Origin of the sequence: Enterobacter cloacae complex sp. CARB60, from assembly GCF_036487345.1 — a bacterium.
Taxonomy (GTDB): Bacteria; Pseudomonadota; Gammaproteobacteria; order Enterobacterales; family Enterobacteriaceae; genus Enterobacter; species Enterobacter asburiae_D.
The window spans coordinates 3422782-3442580 of record NZ_JAZKLC010000002.1; the positions used below are offsets into that span (position 1 = coordinate 3422782).

Annotated in this window: 20 protein-coding genes; 16 read left to right on the forward strand and 4 right to left on the reverse strand. The window is 53.7% G+C overall.

Going from position 1 to position 19799, the window contains the following annotated elements; all coding sequences use genetic code 11:
• Positions 1 to 103: 103 nt before the first annotated feature.
• The 14 genes from leuS (at position 104) to lipA (ending at position 15066) form a co-directional block, all read left to right on the forward strand.
• On the forward strand, positions 104 to 2686 hold the full coding sequence (gene leuS / locus V4835_RS17520; RefSeq protein WP_331413013.1) for a leucine--tRNA ligase: 2583 nt from the start codon (positions 104 to 106) through the stop codon (positions 2684 to 2686).
• Between the two features lie 14 nt (positions 2687 to 2700).
• Positions 2701 to 3270, forward strand: a complete 570-nt coding sequence (lptE, locus tag V4835_RS17525) for an LPS assembly lipoprotein LptE (RefSeq protein WP_063143181.1) — start codon at positions 2701 to 2703, stop codon at positions 3268 to 3270.
• Positions 3270 to 4301 (forward strand): DNA polymerase III subunit delta, encoded by a 1032-nt coding sequence (gene holA, locus V4835_RS17530; RefSeq protein ID WP_331413014.1) that lies wholly within the window; start codon positions 3270 to 3272, stop codon positions 4299 to 4301. The genes lptE and holA overlap by 1 nt, the downstream gene beginning before the upstream one ends.
• The gene (gene nadD / locus V4835_RS17535) at positions 4294 to 4959 is read left to right on the forward strand and encodes a nicotinate-nucleotide adenylyltransferase (protein WP_063143183.1); all 666 of its coding nucleotides are present in this window, start codon (positions 4294 to 4296) and stop codon (positions 4957 to 4959) included. The genes holA and nadD overlap by 8 nt, the downstream gene beginning before the upstream one ends.
• Positions 4960 to 5228: 269 nt before the next feature.
• The gene (rsfS, locus tag V4835_RS17540) at positions 5229 to 5546 is read left to right on the forward strand and encodes a ribosome silencing factor (protein WP_023334893.1); all 318 of its coding nucleotides are present in this window, start codon (positions 5229 to 5231) and stop codon (positions 5544 to 5546) included.
• 3 nt (positions 5547 to 5549) lie between these two features.
• Complete coding sequence (rlmH, locus tag V4835_RS17545; RefSeq protein WP_003858701.1) at positions 5550 to 6017, forward strand: 23S rRNA (pseudouridine(1915)-N(3))-methyltransferase RlmH; 468 nt, start codon at positions 5550 to 5552, stop codon at positions 6015 to 6017.
• Positions 6018 to 6045: 28 nt separating this feature from the next.
• Positions 6046 to 7947, forward strand: a complete 1902-nt coding sequence (mrdA, locus tag V4835_RS17550) for a peptidoglycan DD-transpeptidase MrdA (RefSeq protein ID WP_063143184.1) — start codon at positions 6046 to 6048, stop codon at positions 7945 to 7947.
• A gap of 2 nt (positions 7948 to 7949) precedes the next feature.
• The gene (gene mrdB / locus V4835_RS17555; protein WP_023310746.1) at positions 7950 to 9062 is read left to right on the forward strand and encodes a peptidoglycan glycosyltransferase MrdB; all 1113 of its coding nucleotides are present in this window, start codon (positions 7950 to 7952) and stop codon (positions 9060 to 9062) included.
• Positions 9063 to 9078: 16 nt separating this feature from the next.
• A complete protein-coding gene (gene rlpA / locus V4835_RS17560; protein WP_331413015.1) occupies positions 9079 to 10191 on the forward strand; it encodes an endolytic peptidoglycan transglycosylase RlpA in 1113 nt (370 codons plus the stop codon).
• A gap of 139 nt (positions 10192 to 10330) precedes the next feature.
• On the forward strand, positions 10331 to 11542 hold the full coding sequence (dacA, locus tag V4835_RS17565; RefSeq protein WP_014069323.1) for a D-alanyl-D-alanine carboxypeptidase DacA: 1212 nt from the start codon (positions 10331 to 10333) through the stop codon (positions 11540 to 11542).
• A gap of 106 nt (positions 11543 to 11648) precedes the next feature.
• The gene (gene ybeD, locus V4835_RS17570) at positions 11649 to 11912 is read left to right on the forward strand and encodes a DUF493 family protein YbeD (RefSeq protein WP_006177135.1); all 264 of its coding nucleotides are present in this window, start codon (positions 11649 to 11651) and stop codon (positions 11910 to 11912) included.
• 94 nt (positions 11913 to 12006) lie between these two features.
• Positions 12007 to 12648, forward strand: a complete 642-nt coding sequence (gene lipB / locus V4835_RS17575; RefSeq protein WP_063143187.1) for a lipoyl(octanoyl) transferase LipB — start codon at positions 12007 to 12009, stop codon at positions 12646 to 12648.
• A gap of 291 nt (positions 12649 to 12939) precedes the next feature.
• Entirely contained in the window at positions 12940 to 13893 is a 954-nt protein-coding gene (locus tag V4835_RS17580; RefSeq protein ID WP_331413017.1) for a YbeF family transcriptional regulator, read from the forward strand.
• A 207-nt stretch (positions 13894 to 14100) separates the two neighbouring features.
• Positions 14101 to 15066 (forward strand): lipoyl synthase, encoded by a 966-nt coding sequence (lipA, locus tag V4835_RS17585; RefSeq protein WP_331413018.1) that lies wholly within the window; start codon positions 14101 to 14103, stop codon positions 15064 to 15066.
• An 81-nt stretch (positions 15067 to 15147) separates the two neighbouring features.
• Here the strand turns inward: lipA and tatE are convergent, their stop codons facing one another.
• Both tatE and V4835_RS17595 read right to left on the reverse strand, forming a co-directional pair.
• Positions 15148 to 15351: a twin-arginine translocase subunit TatE gene (tatE, locus tag V4835_RS17590; protein ID WP_023310742.1), complete on the reverse strand. Its 204-nt coding sequence runs from the start codon at positions 15349 to 15351 to the stop codon at positions 15148 to 15150.
• Positions 15352 to 15476: 125 nt separating this feature from the next.
• Positions 15477 to 16265, reverse strand: coding sequence for a deaminated glutathione amidase (locus V4835_RS17595; protein WP_331413019.1), 789 nt, complete (start codon positions 16263 to 16265; stop codon positions 15477 to 15479).
• A 67-nt stretch (positions 16266 to 16332) separates the two neighbouring features.
• Here V4835_RS17595 and crcB point away from each other — a divergent pair, with 67 nt between their 5' ends.
• Positions 16333 to 16716, forward strand: coding sequence for a fluoride efflux transporter CrcB (gene crcB / locus V4835_RS17600; RefSeq protein WP_331413021.1), 384 nt, complete (start codon positions 16333 to 16335; stop codon positions 16714 to 16716).
• A gap of 219 nt (positions 16717 to 16935) precedes the next feature.
• On the opposite strand, the gene cspE is transcribed toward crcB, so the two are convergent.
• Positions 16936 to 17145 carry a transcription antiterminator/RNA stability regulator CspE gene (cspE, locus tag V4835_RS17605; protein WP_002439184.1) on the reverse strand — a complete coding sequence of 70 codons (210 nt, stop codon included), beginning with the start codon at positions 17143 to 17145 and terminating at the stop codon, positions 16936 to 16938.
• A 190-nt stretch (positions 17146 to 17335) separates the two neighbouring features.
• Positions 17336 to 17953 (reverse strand): lipid IV(A) palmitoyltransferase PagP, encoded by a 618-nt coding sequence (pagP, locus tag V4835_RS17610; RefSeq protein WP_442877318.1) that lies wholly within the window; start codon positions 17951 to 17953, stop codon positions 17336 to 17338.
• 393 nt (positions 17954 to 18346) lie between these two features.
• On the opposite strand from pagP, the gene dcuC reads away from it, so the two are divergent.
• A complete protein-coding gene (dcuC, locus tag V4835_RS17615) occupies positions 18347 to 19714 on the forward strand; it encodes an anaerobic C4-dicarboxylate transporter DcuC (RefSeq protein ID WP_331413023.1) in 1368 nt (455 codons plus the stop codon).
• The last annotated feature ends 85 nt before the right edge of the window (positions 19715 to 19799 follow it).

Below are 19799 nucleotides of genomic sequence, written 5' to 3' on the forward strand. Positions count from 1 at the left end.
AGGCTGTTTTGACGCGGGCGTTTGGGCTATGCTATGCGGATCTGAATTACCACATCCATTGGCTACATTTGTAGCTGTATTGAAAACAGGACCACTGGCTGCCATGCAAGAGCAATACCGCCCGGAAGAGATAGAATCAAAAGTCCAGCAACACTGGGACGAGAAGCGCACCTTTGAAGTAACCGAAGACGAGAGCAAAGAGAAGTATTACTGCCTGTCGATGCTTCCCTATCCTTCTGGTCGACTACACATGGGCCATGTGCGTAACTACACCATCGGCGATGTGATTGCACGTTACCAGCGCATGCTGGGCAAAAACGTTCTGCAGCCTATCGGTTGGGATGCGTTTGGTCTGCCTGCGGAAGGCGCGGCGGTCAAAAACAACACCGCACCGGCGCCGTGGACGTACGACAACATCGCGTACATGAAAAACCAGCTCAAAATGCTGGGCTTTGGCTATGACTGGAGCCGCGAGCTGGCAACCTGCACTCCGGAATACTATCGCTGGGAGCAGAAGTTCTTCACCGAGCTGTACAAAAAAGGCCTGGTGTATAAGAAGACCTCTGCCGTTAACTGGTGTCCGAATGACCAGACCGTTCTCGCGAACGAACAGGTTATTGACGGCTGCTGCTGGCGCTGCGACACCAAAGTTGAGCGTAAAGAGATCCCACAGTGGTTTATCAAAATCACCGCTTACGCTGATGAGCTGCTGAACGATCTGGATAACCTGGACCACTGGCCTGATACCGTTAAGACCATGCAGCGCAACTGGATCGGCCGTTCTGAAGGCGTAGAAATTACCTTCAACGTTAAGAACTACGACCAGACCCTGACTGTCTACACCACCCGTCCGGACACCTTCATGGGCGCGACCTACCTGGCCGTGGCCGCTGGTCACCCGCTGGCGCAGAAAGCGGCGGAAAACAATCCGGAGCTGGCTACCTTCATCGACGAGTGCCGCAATACCAAAGTGGCCGAAGCCGACATGGCGACGATGGAGAAAAAAGGGGTTGATACCGGCTTTAAAGCCATTCACCCACTGACTGGCGAAGCGATCCCTGTCTGGGCCGCCAACTTCGTTCTGATGGAGTACGGCACAGGCGCCGTGATGGCTGTCCCGGGTCACGACCAGCGCGACTACGAATTTGCCACCAAATATGGCCTGACCATCAAGCCCGTTATTCTGGCGGCAGACGGTTCAGAACCAGACCTGTCTGAACACGCGCTGACTGAAAAAGGTACCCTGTTCAACTCCGGCGAGTTCAGCGGCCTGAGCTTCGAAGAGGGCTTCAACGCCATCGCAGACAAGCTGGCCTCTCTGGGCGTGGGTGAGCGTAAAGTTAACTTCCGTCTGCGCGACTGGGGCGTGTCCCGTCAGCGTTACTGGGGTGCGCCAATCCCGATGGTGACGCTGGAAGATGGCACCGTGATGCCAACGCCTGAAGATCAGCTCCCGGTGATCCTGCCGGAAGACGTGGTCATGGACGGCATTACCAGCCCGATCAAAGCCGATCCTGAGTGGGCAAAAACCACCGTCAACGGCAAGCCTGCACTGCGTGAAACCGACACCTTTGACACCTTTATGGAGTCATCCTGGTACTATGCGCGCTACACCTGCCCGCAGTATCAGGACGGTATGCTCGATTCCGATGCGGCAAACTACTGGCTGCCGGTAGACATCTACATCGGTGGTATCGAACACGCCATCATGCACCTGCTCTACTTCCGCTTCTTCCATAAGCTGATGCGCGATGCGGGCATGGTGAACTCTGACGAGCCGGCAAAACAGCTGCTGTGTCAGGGCATGGTGCTGGCAGATGCGTTCTATTACGTCGGTGCCAACGGCGAGCGTAACTGGGTTTCTCCGGTTGATGCGATCGTTGAGCGCGATGAGAAGGGCCGTATCGTTAAGGCGAAAGACGCCGAAGGTCATGAGCTGGTCTACACCGGCATGAGCAAGATGTCCAAGTCGAAAAACAACGGCATCGATCCGCAGGTGATGGTTGAGCGTTACGGTGCAGATACCGTGCGTCTGTTCATGATGTTTGCCTCTCCGGCGGACATGACCCTGGAATGGCAGGAGTCTGGCGTGGAAGGCGCGAACCGCTTCCTGAAACGCGTCTGGAAACTGGTGTACGAGCACACCGCACTGGGCGATGCGCCGGCACTGAACGCCGCCGCACTGACTGAAGATCAGCAGGCGCTGCGTCGTGATGTTCATAAAACGATTGCGAAAGTGACCGATGATATTGGTCGTCGTCAGACCTTCAATACCGCAATTGCGGCTATTATGGAACTGATGAACAAGCTGGCGAAGGCCCCGCAGGACGGCGAGCAGGATCGTGCCTTAATGCGTGAAGCCCTACTGGCCGTTGTTCGCATGCTGAACCCGTTCACTCCGCACGTTAGCTTTACTCTGTGGCAGGAGCTGAAAGGCGAAGGCGATATCGACAACGCGCCGTGGCCAGTGGCAGACGAATCAGCGATGGTGGAAAACACGACGCTGGTTGTGGTCCAGGTAAACGGCAAAGTCCGCGGTAAAATTACCGTGGCGGTCGATGCAACCGAAGAACAGGTTCGCGAGCGCGCGGGCCAGGAAACTCTGGTCGCAAAATATCTTGAGGGCGTTACCGTACGTAAAGCGATCTACGTACCGGGTAAACTGCTCAATCTGGTCGTTGGCTAAGCGCGGGAGGAAACGTGCGACAACTGGCAACAATACTCTTATCTCTGGCGGTGCTTGTCACCGCTGGCTGTGGCTGGCACCTGCGCAATACTACGGCGGTGCCTGCTGAGATGAAAACGATGATTTTCGACTCATCAGATCCGAATGGTCCACTCAGCCGGGCAATTCGTAATCAGCTGCGTCTGAACGGCGTTGAACTTGTTGAGAAAGATACGCTGCGCCAGGATGTACCGTCTCTGCGTGTCCTGGGGATGTCTCTCGGCAAAGATACAGCCTCTATCTTCCAGGACGGTCGTACCGCAGAGTACCAGATGGTTATGACGGTCAACGCTGCCGTTCTGATCCCGGGTAAAGACATCTATCCGATCAGCACGAAAGTGTACCGTTCGTTCTTTGATAACCCGCAGACGGCGCTGGCAAAAGATGCCGAGCAGCAGATTATCATCAACGAAATGTACGACAAGGCGGCGGAACAGCTGATCCGTAAACTGCCAGGTATTGCAGCGTCAACCAAACAAGGGTCTGACATTGTTGAAAAACCGGATGCCGGCACGCTTCCTGCTGCTACCTCTCTGGGTAAATGATGATCAGGCTGTATCCAGAACAACTCCGCGCGCAGCTCAATGAAGGGCTGCGTGCGGCGTATCTGCTTCTTGGAAACGATCCGCTATTACTTCAGGAAAGCCTGGATGCCGTGCGGCATGCGGCAGCCGCTCAGGGCTTTGATGAACACCACACCGTCCAGCTGGATAACAACACCGACTGGAACGCCCTCTTCTCGCTTTGTCAGGCGATGAGCCTTTTTGCTTCGCGCCAGACAATTCAGATCCTGCTGCCGGATAATGGTCCTAACGCGGCCATGAATGAGCAACTCGCCACGCTGGTCAGCCTGTTACATAGCGATCTGCTCTTTATTGTGCGTGGCAACAAGCTTACCAAAGCCCAGGAAAACGCGGCGTGGTTTACCCAGCTCGCAGCCCAAGCGGTGCAGGTCACCTGCCAGACGCCTGAGCAGGCGCATCTGCCCAAATGGGTGGCCGCGAGAGCGAAGCAGAACAACCTTCAGCTGGATGATGCGGCGAATCAACTGCTCTGCTACTGCTACGAAGGTAACCTGCTGGCCCTGGCGCAGGCGCTGGACAGACTCTCTCTGCTCTGGCCGGACGGCAAACTCACCTTGCCGCGCGTCGAGCAGGCCGTTAACGACGCGGCGCACTTCACCCCGTTCCACTGGGTGGACGCGCTGCTGTCGGCGAAGAGCAAACGCGCCCTGCATATTCTGCAACAGCTGCGTCTTGAAGGGAGCGAACCCGTCATTCTGCTGCGTACGCTGCAGCGCGAATTGCTGCTGCTGATTACGCTCAAGCGTCAGTCCGCCCATACGCCGCTGCGTTCGCTGTTTGATAAACACCGCGTGTGGCAAAATCGCCGGGCTTTGACCACGGAGGCCGTCAACCGCCTGAGTCATGAACAGCTTCGTCAGGCTGTACAGCTTCTGATGCGCGCTGAGCTCACGTTAAAACAAGATTACGGTCAGTCGGTCTGGGCGGAGCTGGAAAGCCTTTCTCTGCTGCTCTGCCACAAGGCGCTGGCAGACGTTTTTATTGATGGATAGTATGCATTCTTTACAGGCCTTGTATGGCGGCACCTTCGACCCGGTACATTACGGGCATCTGAAGCCGGTTGAAATTCTGGCGAATCTGATCGGCCTTCAGCGCGTCACCATCATGCCCAATAATGTCCCGCCCCATCGTCCGCAGCCCGAGGCGACCAGCGAGCAGCGAAAAGAGATGCTTGCCCTTGCTATCGCAGATAAGCCGCTCTTCCGACTTGACGAGCGTGAACTGCGTCGCGACACCCCCTCCTGGACGTCTCAGACGCTTCAGGAGTGGCGCGCCGAACAAGGGCCAGACCAGCCGCTGGCGTTTATCATCGGCCAGGATTCCCTGCTGAATTTCCCAACGTGGCATCAGTATGAAACCATTCTGGAGAACAGCCATCTTCTCGTCTGCCGCCGTCCCGGCTACCCGCTGACCATGCGCGAAGAGCAGTACCAGCAGTGGCTGGAAGACCACCTCACCGATAACGTTGAAGATCTTCACAATCAGCCTGCCGGGAAAATCTATCTGGCGGAAACGCCGTGGTTCGATATCTCTGCGACCCTTATTCGTGAGCGTTTACAACAGGGTTTAGCGTGTGACGATCTGCTGCCGACCCCGGTGCTGGCCTATATCCATACGCACGGTTTGTATCAGAAAAGCGCAGATGAATAGCCGGAGGGTATAAAAAGCGGCTTATTGTTTATCCTGCCTTGACAGGGTAAGCCATACTGTTATTCTCCGCTGCCAGACTTTCCTGCCGATCATTGCTTTACAGAAATTGTTTTACAAAAATGGCGATGCAATCTCAGGCGGAGGGTGGGATGATACCCGCCTTCAAAAGCCCGGCCGGAGACATTTGTCCCGACACAGGCGTGAGTTCAGGTATACTGTCTGGCTACGAATTCAAAGTTTTACAATCTTATTCACCCCAGGGGGAAAACTTGCAGGGTAAAGCACTCCAGGATTTTGTTATTGACAAAATTGATGACCTGAAAGGTCAGGACATCATCGCTATCGACGTTAAGGGTAAATCCAGTATTACCGACTGCATGATCATCTGCACCGGTACATCTACGCGTCATGTTGTTTCGATTGCCGATCACGTGGTTCAGGAATCGCGTGCCGCAGGGCTGTTGCCGCTGGGCGTTGAAGGTGAAGCGACGGCTGACTGGGTGGTTGTCGACCTCGGCGATGTGATTGTCCACGTCATGCAGGACGAGAGCCGTCGCCTGTATGAGCTGGAAAAACTCTGGGGTTAATGCGTGAAGTTGCAGCTGGTCGCCGTCGGCACAAAAATGCCGGACTGGGTACAAACCGGTTTTACTGAATATCTGCGTCGTTTTCCAAAAGACATGCCGTTCGAGCTGGTGGAAATTCCCGCCGGTAAGCGCGGCAAGAACGCCGATATCAAACGTATTCTCGATAAAGAGGGCGAACTGATGCTGGCTGCCGCAGGCAAAAACCGCATCGTCACCCTCGATATTCCAGGAAAACCCTGGGATACGCCGCAGCTGGCGCACGAACTGGAGCGCTGGAAGCAGGATGGCCGTGACGTCAGTCTATTGATTGGCGGACCAGAAGGGTTATCCCCCGCCTGCAAAGCCGCGGCTGAACAAAGTTGGTCCCTCTCCGCGCTGACGCTTCCCCACCCGCTCGTCCGGGTACTGGTGGCAGAAAGCCTGTATCGCGCGTGGAGCATTACTACCAACCACCCCTATCACCGCGAGTAATGACTGACCAGGGTAGATTAAGCAGCGGATGAAACTACAGAATTCTTTTCGCGACTATACGGCTGAGTCCGCGCTGTTTGTGCGCCGGGCGCTTGTCGCCTTTACCGGGATTTTGCTGCTTACCGGCGTGCTGATCGCCAACCTTTATAATCTGCAAATTGTCCGCTTTACCGACTACCAGACGCGTTCAAACGAAAACCGTATTAAGCTGGTGCCTATCGCTCCCAGCCGCGGCATTATTTACGATCGTAACGGCACCCCGCTGGCGCTAAACCGCACCATCTATCAAATCGAGATGATGCCGGAAAAAGTCGATAACGTTCAGGATACGCTGGAAGCGCTGAAAAGCGTTGTCGATCTTAACGATGACGATATTGCCGCCTTCAAAAAAGAGCGCTCCCGCTCCCATCGTTTCACCTCCATTCCGGTTAAAACCAATCTGACGGAAGTCCAGGTAGCCCGCTTTGCGGTAAACCAATACCGCTTCCCCGGCGTGGAAGTGAAGGGATATAAGCGTCGCTACTATCCCTACGGCTCCGCGCTGACGCATGTGATTGGCTACGTCTCCAAGATTAACGACAAAGACGTCGACCGCCTCGATAAAGACGGCAAGCTGGCAAACTACGCTGCAACGCATGATATCGGTAAGCTGGGGATCGAACGTTACTACGAAGACGTCCTGCACGGGCAAACCGGCTATGAAGAGGTTGAGGTTAACAACCGCGGCCGCGTGATTCGCCAGCTGAAAGAAGTCCCTCCTCAGGCGGGGCATGACGTCTATCTGACGCTCGATCTTAAACTTCAGCAGTATATCGAAACCCTGCTGGCAGGCAGCCGTGCAGCCGTTGTGGTCACCGATCCTCGTACCGGCGGCATCCTGGCAATGGTCTCCATGCCTAGCTATGACCCGAACCTCTTCGTTGACGGCATTTCCAGTAAAGACTATTCCGGTCTGCTGAACGATCCGAACACGCCGCTGGTGAACCGCGCGACGCAAGGGGTTTACCCGCCAGCATCAACGGTTAAACCGTACGTGGCGGTCTCTGCGCTGAGTGCCGGCGTCATCAATCGTAATACCAGCCTGTTTGACCCGGGCTGGTGGCAGCTGCCGGGTTCAGACAAGCGCTATCGTGACTGGAAAAAATGGGGCCACGGTCATCTGAACGTCACCAAATCGCTGGAGGAATCTGCGGATACCTTCTTCTATCAGGTGGCGTATGACATGGGTATCGATCGCCTGTCAGAGTGGATGAGCAAATTCGGCTACGGGCATTACACCGGCGTTGACCTTTCAGAAGAACGTTCTGGCAATATGCCAACGCGTGAATGGAAGCTGAAGCGCTTTAAAAAACCGTGGTATCAGGGTGACACCATTCCGGTGGGTATCGGCCAGGGCTACTGGACGGCGACGCCGATTCAGATGAACAAAGCCATGATGATCCTCATCAATGACGGCGTGGTAAAAGTGCCTCATCTGCTACAGAGCACGGTTGAAGACGGCAAAAAAGTGCCGTGGAACCAGCCGCACGAGGCGCCGGTGGGTGACATTCATTCCGGCTTCTGGGAAATTGCGAAAGACGGTATGTACGGCGTGGCAAACCGCCCGAACGGTACCGCGCACAAGTACTTCGCCGGTACGCCGTACAAAGTGGCCGCAAAATCCGGTACTGCGCAGGTATTTGGTCTGAAAGCCAACGAAACCTATAACGCGCACCGCATTGCTGAACGTCTGCGTGACCATAAGCTGATGACGGCGTTTGCCCCTTATGACAACCCGCAGGTCGCGGTGGCGATGATTCTGGAGAACGGCGGTGCCGGGCCAGCAGTAGGGACCATCATGCGCCAGATCCTTGACCACATTATGCTGGGTGATAACAACACCGAACTGCCGGCTGAAAACCCGGCCGCCGCTGCGGCGGAGGACCAATAATCATGACGGATAATCCAAATAAAAAATCGCTGTGGGACAAAATCCACATCGACCCAGCCATGCTGCTGATCCTGCTGGCTCTGCTGGTTTACAGCGCCCTGGTTATCTGGAGCGCCAGCGGCCAGGACATTGGCATGATGGAGCGTAAAATCGGCCAGATCGCCATGGGTCTGATCATCATGGTGGTGATGGCGCAAATTCCGCCGCGCGTCTACGAAGGCTGGGCGCCCTACCTCTACATCTTCTGTATTATTTTGCTGGTTGCGGTAGATGCGTTTGGCGCCATTTCAAAAGGGGCGCAGCGCTGGCTGGATCTGGGCGTTGTCCGCTTCCAGCCTTCGGAAATTGCCAAAATCGCCGTTCCACTGATGGTGGCTCGCTTTATCAACCGCGACGTCTGTCCGCCGTCTCTGAAAAATACCGCCATCGCGCTGGTGCTGATTTTCCTGCCGACGCTGCTGGTTGCGGCGCAGCCTGACCTTGGCACCTCAATCCTTATCGCCCTCTCCGGCCTGTTTGTCCTTTTCCTGTCGGGACTGAGCTGGCGTCTGATTGGTATCGCGGTGGTGCTGATTGCGGCGTTCATTCCTATCCTCTGGTTCTTCCTGATGCATGATTACCAGCGCCAGCGCGTCATGATGCTGCTCGATCCGGAAACCGATCCGCTGGGGGCGGGCTATCATATTATTCAGTCCAAGATTGCGATTGGCTCCGGCGGGCTGCGCGGTAAAGGCTGGCTGCACGGCACGCAGTCACAGCTGGAATTCTTACCGGAACGCCACACCGACTTTATTTTCGCCGTACTGGCGGAAGAGCTGGGGCTGGTGGGTATCCTGATACTCCTGGCGCTCTATGTCCTGCTGATCATGCGGGGATTGTGGATTGCAGCGCGCGCGCAAACCACCTTTGGTCGCGTCATGGCTGGCGGGTTGATGCTGATTTTATTCGTTTATGTCTTCGTAAATATTGGTATGGTGAGTGGTATTCTGCCGGTGGTAGGCGTACCGCTGCCGCTGGTGAGTTACGGAGGCTCGGCACTGATCGTGTTGATGGCCGGGTTTGGTATCGTGATGTCGATCCATACCCACAGAAAAATGTTGTCAAAAAGCGTATAAAAATAAGGGGATCGGAATGCGTAAGCAGTGGCTGGGGATCTGCATCGCGGCAAGTTTACTTGCGGCCTGCACAAGTGATGATGGTCAGCAACAGGCAACCGTCGCGCCGCCGCAGCCTGCGGTGTGTAATGGCCCGATCGTTGAAATCAGCGGTGCCGATCCCGTTTATGAACCGCTGAATGCCAGTGCCAATCAGGATTACCAGCGCGACGGCAAAAGCTATAAAATTGTTCAGGATCCGTCCCGTTTCAGTCAGGCGGGCTTTGCCGCCATTTATGATGCCGAGCCGGGCAGTAACCTGACGGCTTCCGGGGAAGCCTTCGACCCCATGCAGCTGACGGCGGCACACCCAACGCTGCCGATCCCGAGCTACGCCCGTATCACCAACCTGGCTAATGGCCGCATGATCGTCGTGCGTATCAACGACCGCGGCCCCTACGGGAATGACCGGGTGATTTCCCTGTCGCGCGCGTCTGCCGATCGCCTGAACACCTCGAACAACACCAAAGTCCGTATTGACCCGATTATCGTCGCGCAGGATGGTTCGCTCTCCGGGCCGGGTACCGCGTGTACGACGGTGGCAAAACAGACCTATGCCCTTCCTGACCGCCCAAATCTTGACGGCGGAATGGGAAGCGTCTCGTCTCCGGCAGAGCCTGCTCAGCCGGGGGGAGAAATACGCCCGATCAGCAATGACACGCTGCAAAGCGATGATTCTACCGGCGCGCCGGTAAAGAGTAGCGGCTTTCTTGGCGCGCCGACGACCTTAGCCTCGGGCGTGCTGGAAGGAAGTGAGCCGACTCCAGCCCCTGCTCCCGTAGCTGCGCCAGCAACCCAGCCAGCTCCCGTAACGGCGCCAGCGGCCACGCAAAGTGCGGCGGTGGCGGCTCCAGCAGCGGCCAGCGGCAGCTATCTGGTTCAGGTAGGCGCAGTGAGCGATCAGGCCCGAGCCAAACAGTATCAACAGCGTCTGAGCCAGCAGTTTGGCGTACCAGGACGCGTTGAGCAGAACGGCGCGGTCTGGCGTATTCAGATGGGGCCGTTTGCCAGCAAATCGCAGGCAGCATCCCTGCAGCAGCGTCTGCAGAATGAGGCTCAACTTCAGTCATTTATCGCTGTTGCGAAATAATGAACCGGCGGTATCCGAATTGTCAGTTAGTGTAAAATACATTCACAAACTCATGCTTAAAGTCGGATGCCTGCCTGAATAGCATTTGCTATAGTAAGGCACTTTTTTTAATTCCATCACGGATGTCGTAGTTCTGACCATGAAGACCACTTTTTCTGCTCGTTTTGTGCAGCGCATGGCGCTGACCACGGCCCTTTGCGCTGCTGCGCTCTCCGCAGCTCACGCCGATGACCTGAATATCAAGACCATGATCCCTGGCGTTCCGCAAATCGACGCGGAATCCTACATCCTGATCGATTACAACTCTGGCAAAGTGCTGGCAGAACAGAATGCCGATGCCCGCCGTGACCCGGCCAGCCTGACCAAAATGATGACCAGCTACGTTATCGGCCAGGCGATGAAGGCAGGTAAATTCAAAGAGTCGGATCTGGTCACCATCGGTAACGACGCGTGGGCAACCGGGAACCCTGTCTTCAAAGGTTCCTCCCTGATGTTCCTGAAGCCGGGTATGCAGGTTCCTGTTTCCCAGCTGATTCGTGGTATCAACCTGCAGTCGGGTAACGATGCCTGCGTGGCGATGGCCGATTTCGCCGCCGGTAGCCAGGATGCCTTCGTGGGTCTGATGAACAGCTACGTCACCGCGCTGGGTCTGAAAAACAGCCACTTCCAGACCGTACACGGCCTGGACGCAGACGGTCAGTACAGCTCCGCACGCGATATGGCCCTGATTGGTCAGGCGCTGATCCGCGATGTCCCTAATGAATACTCTATCTATAAAGAGAAAGAGTTCACCTTCAACGGTATCCGTCAGACCAACCGTAACGGCCTGCTGTGGGATAACAGCCTGAACGTTGACGGCATTAAAACTGGCCACACCGACAAAGCGGGCTACAACCTGGTGGCTTCTGCCACTGAAGGTCAGATGCGTCTGATCTCTGCCGTGATGGGCGGCCGCACCTTTAAAGGTCGTGAAACAGAAAGCAAGAAACTGCTGACCTGGGGCTTCCGTTTCTTCGAAACCGTGAATCCACTGAAAGCAGGCAAAGAGTTTGCGTCTGAACCCGTCTGGTTCGGCGACAACGACCGTGCTTCTCTCGGCGTCGATAAAGACCTCTACCTGACCATTCCGCGCGGTCGTATGAAGGATCTGAAAGCCAGCTACGTGCTGAACAGCACCGAATTGCATGCTCCACTGCAGAAAAACCAGGTTGTGGGCACGATCAACTTCCAGCTGGATGGAAAAACGATCGATCAGCGTCCGCTGGTTGTCCTGCAAGAAATTCCTGAAGGCAATTTCTTCGGCAAAATCATTGATTACATTAAATTGATGTTCCATCACTGGTTTGGTTAAAAATTGAACACTTGAAAGTGTGATTTTGATCCCCATATACTAAGTATCCTGATAACTCCCACCTGACGTGGGAGTTATTATTTTTTGACGTTACGCCGGAGCTGACATGAAAACCAAACTTAACGAACTGCTTGAATTCCCTACCTCATTTACCTACAAAGTAATGGGTCTGGCGAAACCTGAGCTGGTTGATCAGGTGGTTGAAGTGGTACAGCGCCATGCGCCGGGTGACTACTCTCCGTCAGTAAAACCAAGCAGCAAGGGCAACTACCACTCGGTTTCTATTACCATCACTGCGACACACATTGAGCAGGTGGAAACGCTGTACGAAGAGCTCGGCAATATCGAAATTGTTCGTATGGTGCTGTAGTCCCTTTGCGGTTACCCGGTTTGCCGGGTAACCCCTCTCCCCGCTGTGATATACTCCCCCACACCTTTTGTCCCTCGTCTTCGGAGACGCAGTTTTGTATCAGGATAAAATTCTGGTCCGTCACCTCGGGCTGCAACCTTATGAGCCTGTCTCCCAGGCTATGCATGACTTCACCGATTCACGCGATGACAACACCCCAGATGAAATCTGGCTGGTCGAACACCTGCCGGTATTTACGCAGGGTCAGGCGGGTAAAGCAGAGCATCTATTAATGACGGGTGATATCCCGGTTATCCAGAGCGATCGCGGCGGTCAGGTCACTTACCATGGGCCCGGGCAGCAGGTGATGTACGTCCTGCTAAATCTGAAACGCAGAAAGCTGGGCGTGCGTGAACTGGTGACTTTGCTGGAACAAACTGTCGTCAACACGCTGGCGGAATATGGTATTGACGCGCATCCGCGCGCCGATGCGCCGGGCGTCTACGTTGGGGAAATGAAGATCTGCTCTTTGGGGCTGCGTATTCGTAAAGGCTGCTCATTCCATGGCCTGGCCTTGAATATTAATATGGACCTCACGCCTTTCCAGCGCATAAACCCCTGCGGCTACGCCGGCATGGAAATGACGCACATGCGCCAGTGGGTAGAAACCGCTACGCCAGAAAATATTCGTCCCGTGCTTTTGAAGAACGTGTTAGCACTACTTAACAATCCCCCGCACGAATATATCCCTGCTTAATATATCGTACAACAGGGCTCGATAATTTGACGGGCCGCTGTTTATTTACCGTTTTTGCACTTTACAATAATCCACAGATTCTATATTTTCGAAGCGCCCGAATATTACCGCTACATATTATTTAGCCCCCAGCAAGCACGGCAAACACGGCATATGTAAGGTGAGCAATTATCATACAACCGTTTGCTTTTGATAAACAAGTGAAACAAAACCAACACTTTACGAATCTCTACAAGCATAATAAATAAATTCAACTATCATTCATATTGTGAATGAATACGGAGTGAAAGCGTGGAGTATAATAATTTACCAGCCAAACGACTGAATGAACCTGGTGGCGAAGACAAGCCGCAAATTTTTCGGACTTTACGTAATATTGATCTCAATTTACTGACTATTTTTGAGGCAGTATATGTCCACAAGGGTATCGTTAACGCTGCGAAAATTCTTAATCTCACGCCATCAGCAATAAGCCAGTCAATCCAAAAGCTACGCGCTATATTTCCTGACCCGTTATTTATCCGCAAGGGCCAGGGGGTAACGCCGACGGCTTACGCCACGCATCTCCACGAGTACATCAGCCAGGGGCTGGAGTCGATTCTGGGCGCACTGGATTTAACCGGGAGCTATGACAAGCAGAGAACCATCACCATCGGCTGTTCCCCTTCTGTGGGTGTGCTGGTGATGCCGGCGATCTTCCAGGCCGTGAAAGAGCATGCTCCGCAGCTCCTGCTTCGCAATGTGCCGCTCAATGAACCTGACATTCAGCTTGCGCAGTTCCAGACGGACCTGATTATTGAAAGCGGCAGCTTCAGTGCCAGAGCGCTGGGGCAAAACGTGCTCTATGCAGATAACTTGGTGCTGGTTTGCCGGCAGCAGCACCCGGTTCTCAGCGAACCGCTGACCATCGAAAACCTGCGCAACTACGACCACTCGTCTTTCATGACCGAAGGGCAGTCTAACCATGCGCTTCGTCAGCGTATTGATGAAATTTTCCCGGAACGCCAGATCAGCTTCAGCAGTTACAATATGTTCACCACCGCATCCCTGATCGGCAGCAGCGACATGCTGTGCATTATGCCATCACGCCTTTACAGCCTGCTGCGAAAATGCTGGCCGCTGGAGAGCATTCCGCTCAGTCAGCTTAATGCGGAATCTATCGAGATTTCACTGCATTACAACAAGCTGAGTTTGCGCGATCCGGTCCTGGAAAACGTCATCCGCATTATCCGTCAGGCCTTCTGACAGGTTCAGCCAGCACAAGCCCCTGCAACAGGCAGGGCAAAAGGCAGAAAACAACAACTATTTTACAAATTGGCGATCTGGCAGGCTGCTTTAACGACCGTTTCAATGATATACTGCCTGTCGTTCGTTCAAAAATAGTTGATAAATACAACATTCCCTTGAATTGAAACGCTTTCCTTCGATATTCGCAACTGGAACACGCACGCTATGAGTAAACCCATTGTGATGGAACGCGGTGTTAAATACCGCGATGCCGATAAAATGGCCCTTATCCCGGTTAAAAACGTGGCTACAGAGCGCGAGGCGCTGTTAAGAAAACCGGAATGGATGAAAATCAAACTTCCGGCCGACTCTTCGCGTATCCAGGGGATCAAAGCGGCGATGCGCAAGAATGGCCTTCACTCAGTGTGTGAAGAAGCCTCTTGTCCGAACCTTGCTGAATGTTTCAATCACGGCACCGCGACGTTTATGATTCTGGGTGCTATCTGCACCCGCCGCTGCCCGTTCTGCGATGTTGCTCATGGCCGTCCAGTCGCACCTGATGCTAACGAACCCCAGAAACTGGCGCAGACCATCGCCGACATGGCGCTGCGTTATGTGGTGATCACGTCCGTTGACCGTGACGATCTGCGTGATGGTGGTGCTCAGCACTTCGCCGACTGCATTACGGCCATTCGCGAGAAAAGCCCTAGCATCAAAATCGAGACGCTGGTGCCTGACTTCCGTGGCCGCATGGACCGCGCTCTGGATATCCTGACCGCAACGCCGCCAGATGTGTTTAACCACAACCTGGAGAACGTGCCGCGTATCTACCGTCAGGTCCGCCCGGGTGCTGACTATAACTGGTCTCTGAAACTGCTGGAGCGTTTCAAAGAAGCGCATCCGCATATTCCGACCAAGTCTGGCCTGATGGTGGGTCTGGGTGAAACCAATGAGGAAATCATTGAGGTGATGCGCGATCTTCGCCGCCACGGTGTGACCATGTTGACCCTGGGACAGTATCTGCAGCCAAGCCGTCACCACCTGCCGGTACAGCGCTACGTGAGCCCGGACGAGTTCGATGAAATGAAAGCCGAAGCGATGGCGATGGGCTTCACCCACGCTGCCTGCGGCCCATTCGTTCGCTCCTCATACCATGCCGATATGCAGGCAAAAGGCGAAGAAGTTAAATGATGCTGTAATATTCTTTTACAGTAATACAAAAAAACCGGCCTCATGAGCCGGTTTTTTTTCGCAAGCCCTCAGGCGTTGCTGTCACTCTTTGTGAGAAAGCTTGTCTGCCGGGACATCATCCTCAGCGCTTTTCTTCGCCGCTGCATCATCGTCGTTCATCGCTTTCTTAAAGCCTTTGATGGCAGCCCCCAGGTCACCACCCAGCGTGCGTAACTTCTTGGTACCAAACAGCAGGACGACCAGTGCGGCAACCACCAGCAGTTTGGTAATACTAATCTCACCCATAGATACCTTCTTTACTTAAAACAGGCTGCATTCAGCGCCAAAACCTGACTGTATTAACGGTCATTTAGCGCGTGCACACAATAGCAATCTGTAACAAGGTGAATCAAGCATTGTTGAAAAAAACATCACAATAATTGCGGTGGCGCAAACCGACGATTGCGAAGAACGGGTAATTGCTGGCGCGCAAGCGCAATTCTCTCTAAGTTTATCTCCGCCACCAGCAAATGCGGGGCTTCAGCGGCGGCAGCGATCGTCACGCCCAGCGGATCAACCACCCTGCTTTGCCCGATGTTTTTCGTGCCACATTCCCCTGCGGCAACGACATAGCAGGTGGTATCCAGCGCCCGCGCCGCAAGCAGCGTTGCCCAGTGGTGCTCTTTTAACGGCCCTCTGACCCACGCGGCGGGCAGTACCAGTACGTCCGCCCCCTGCAGCGCCAGATGGAGCGCCAGCTCGGGAAAACGCAGGTCATAGCAGGTCATCAACCCAATTTTAAATCCGTCAATCTCCAGCAGCGGGGGGATACCGTCTCCGGGGTCAACGCGCCGCGACTCCTGAATGCTGAACGCATCATAGAGATGAAGCTTGGCGTAGCGTGCCACAATGGCCCCATCATGAAGAGCCACAAGCGTATTGACTGCTCGGCCCGGCGCTGAGGGAACATGGATCGTTAAGATCGTCGTCATCGTATTGCCCGCGCTCTGGGCGAGCAGCTGCTGTAAAAATTCACCGTCCAGCGGCTGCGCGGACTTCACGGATAAATCCGGGTCATTATCATCCCTGGCCAGCAGCGCCTCGGGGAGAACCAGCAGCGACGCGCCTTTCTGCCGGGCCTGCTTCATCAGGTCGACGCACGTGAGCGCATTTTCACGCCAGTCAGGCGTGACCACAAATTGCCCTACCGCAACATACATATTTGTCCCCTCATCATAAACGGCGTTAAACTCGCTTCTCTTACACATCAAATAGCAGGTATTTAGCGTGTTACAACTACTTTTAGCCGTTTTTATTGGTGGGGGAACGGGTAGCGTTGCGCGATGGTTTCTGAGTATGCGGTTTAACCCCCTGCATCAGGCGATTCCCATGGGGACGCTTGCCGCTAACCTGATCGGCGCCTTTATCATCGGCATGGGGCTGGCCTGGTTTAACCGAATGACGCACATCGACCCGATGTGGAAAGTCCTGATTACAACGGGTTTCTGCGGCGGGTTAACCACCTTCTCGACCTTTTCTGCGGAAACGGTTTTTCTCTTTCAGGAAGGCCGTTTCGGCTGGGCGCTGATGAATATGGCGACCAATATGCTCGGCTCCTTTGCGATGACGGGGATCGCATTTTGGCTATTTTCTTCCGCAAGCGCGCATTAACAGCCGAACCGTTAATGTTGGCTTAATTTTTCTCTGTCACTCTGGATGCAGTACTGAACGAGGGTGACAGAATGAAACAGAGTCTGATGAGCGCAGGAATGGTGTTACTGAGCGTGTTGATCGTAGCCAGCTTCCTGAAAATGTATCTGCTTGGCTGATTCAAAACGAAAAAAACCCGCTCAGTGAGCGGGTTTTGAAATTCTTGCTGACGCGTCTGAATTACAGAGCGATTACGTTAGCAGCAGAAGGGCCTTTGGCACCGTTAGTGATTTCGAACTCTACACGCTGACCTTCAGCCAGAGTTTTGAAACCATTAGACTGGATTGCAGAGAAGTGTACGAACACGTCTTTGCTGCCATCTTCAGGAGTAATGAAACCGAATCCTTTGGACTCATTAAACCACTTAACGTTACCTTTAATCTTAGACATCAAAATTACCTTTACATTAAAAAACGACACAAATGCTGTGTCGGTTATCAGTACATCAATTGTGAGACCTTTTGTCCAGCGGTTCTTTGATAAAAAGTGACTAAAGTCGCGTTAATTTTCACTGACAGATTTTTATCGCTTATGAATCAACGTCTGTGCGTTTTTTCACCACCATTTCACGTTTTGTCAGTTAAAACTGAAAACGCATCCAGGCGAAGTAAACGTTTCCGTTGTTATAAGTCCCCGGAATGTAGGTCATCTGGAACGTTGCGGGGCCATAGCCAATAGAGGCCAGCGGCAGCAGCACCGGGATCGGGATGTACTTCCAGTTGTCACGCGCGGTGACCCCGGCGGTATAGCCCAACCCGACGTGGAAGTTCTCGTCCGCCAGCGGACGCCAGGTTTTCTCCCAACCATACCCCCCAATCGGCTCCCATTTATTAAACGAGTCTTTGAAGGCCATCAGATAGATGCCATGCCAGTTGCCTTTTTCATCCCAGCGAGACTGGCCAAAACCCGCGCCCCACGGACGCTCGTTGTATTTATCGGTTTTCTCTTTGTCGTAAGCAAAACGCGCATGCCACGTTATTGCCGGAACATAGAGATCGTAATGTTCAGGTGCCGTCCATGTCTGGGAAACATTATCCGTAAAGGTTGAAAACCAGCCTTTATCCGCCGCGTTGCCTTCTGCCTGTGCAACAGAAGAAAACGTTAACTGCCCAAAAATAAACAACAAAATAGAGAAAAATGTATTACGTACGATCACAATGCAATTACCATTCTTAGTATTCGAGGCAAAGTTTACCATAAAATAGTTGAATCAAGGCTTAACGGCATCGGCGTTATTCCTAATTATTCGGTCTCTTTCCGGGAATATTCTTAAAGAAAGCGAGAGATACGCGCAAATAAGCCCACAAGGGGTGTGACTTTTCACATTAAGCTTTGTTAATCAAAGGCATGCAAAACCACACAAAACATTAACAATTTGTTATCATTAATGGGGCATATTGCGCTATTTCTGACGGTCAAGGGCCGCATGACATAAATGTATGGGCCATGGCAAAAACACGGTTGTTCGGTTCTCTAGTCGTCTGTTTATTGATTTTAATCAGCAAGAACAGGCCAATTATTCGGCACATTTCATCCTTCTTTTTTTTATTGATTTTTTGTGCTCCATTGCAGCAGAGATACAGGGGAAATCATGCTTACGTTATTCGAGCTCCTTATTGGCGTCGTCGTCATTGTCGGCGTCGCGCGCTACATCATTAAAGGCTACTCGGCCACGGGCGTATTATTTGTTGGCGGTTTAACACTGTTGATTATCAGCGCAATAATGGGGCACCAGGTGTTACCTGCCAGCGCAACCAGCACCGGTTACACCGCTACAGATATTGTTGAATACATTAAAATATTGCTCATGAGCCGCGGCGGCGATCTGGGCATGATGATCATGATGCTGTGCGGTTTTGCAGCCTACATGACCCACATCGGCGCCAACGACATGGTCGTTAAGCTTGCCTCCAAACCCCTGCAGTACATCAACTCGCCGTATCTGCTGATGGTCGCGGCCTATTTCCTCGCCTGCCTGATGTCGCTGGCCGTTTCGTCGGCTACCGGACTTGGCGTACTGCTCATGGCGACGCTGTTCCCGGTCATGGTGAACGTCGGTATCAGCCGCGGTGCGGCCGCGGCAATTTGCGCGTCTCCGGCGGCCATTATTCTCTCCCCGACCTCCGGTGACGTTGTGCTGGCGGCAAAGGCGGCGGAGATGTCACTCATCGACTTCGCCTTTAAAACCACGTTGCCGATCTCGATTGTTGCCATCGTGGGCATGGGTATCGCGCATTTCTTCTGGCAGCGCTATCTCGACAAGAAAGAAAACATCAGCCATGAAATGATGGACGTGAGTGAAATCACCACCACCGCTCCCGCGTTCTATGCCATTCTGCCGTTCACCCCGATCATCGGGGTGCTGATTTTTGACGGCAAATGGGGTCCACAGCTGCACATCATCACCATTCTGGTCATCTGTATGCTGCTGGCCGCCGTGCTGGAGTTTGTACGCGGTTTCAACACGCAAAAAGTCTTCTCAGGTCTGGAAGTGGCGTATCGCGGTATGGCGGATGCCTTCGCTGGCGTGGTGATGCTGCTGGTTGCGGCAGGCGTTTTTGCCCAGGGTCTGAGCACGATCGGCTTTATCCAGAGCCTGATTTCTATCGCCACCTCGTTCGGCTCGGCCAGTATTATCCTGATGCTGGTTCTGGTGGTGCTCACCATGCTGGCGGCCATGACCACCGGTTCCGGTAATGCGCCTTTCTACGCTTTCGTTGAGATGATCCCGAAACTGGCCCACTCATCCGGTATTAACCCGGCCTATCTCTCCATTCCCATGCTGCAGGCGTCAAACCTGGGCCGTACCATTTCTCCGGTGTCAGGCGTGGTCGTTGCCGTTGCCGGGATGGCGAAAATCTCGCCATTCGAAGTCGTCAAACGCACCTCAGTGCCCGTTATGGTTGGCCTGATTATCGTGATTATCGCTACGGAAGTGCTGGTTTCCGGCGCAGCCTAAGCTAAATTAGGGATATCCAAAAAGCGCCTGCGGGCGCTTTTTGTGCTTTAATAACTTCCAGAAATTAATCGTGCTCATTCGATCA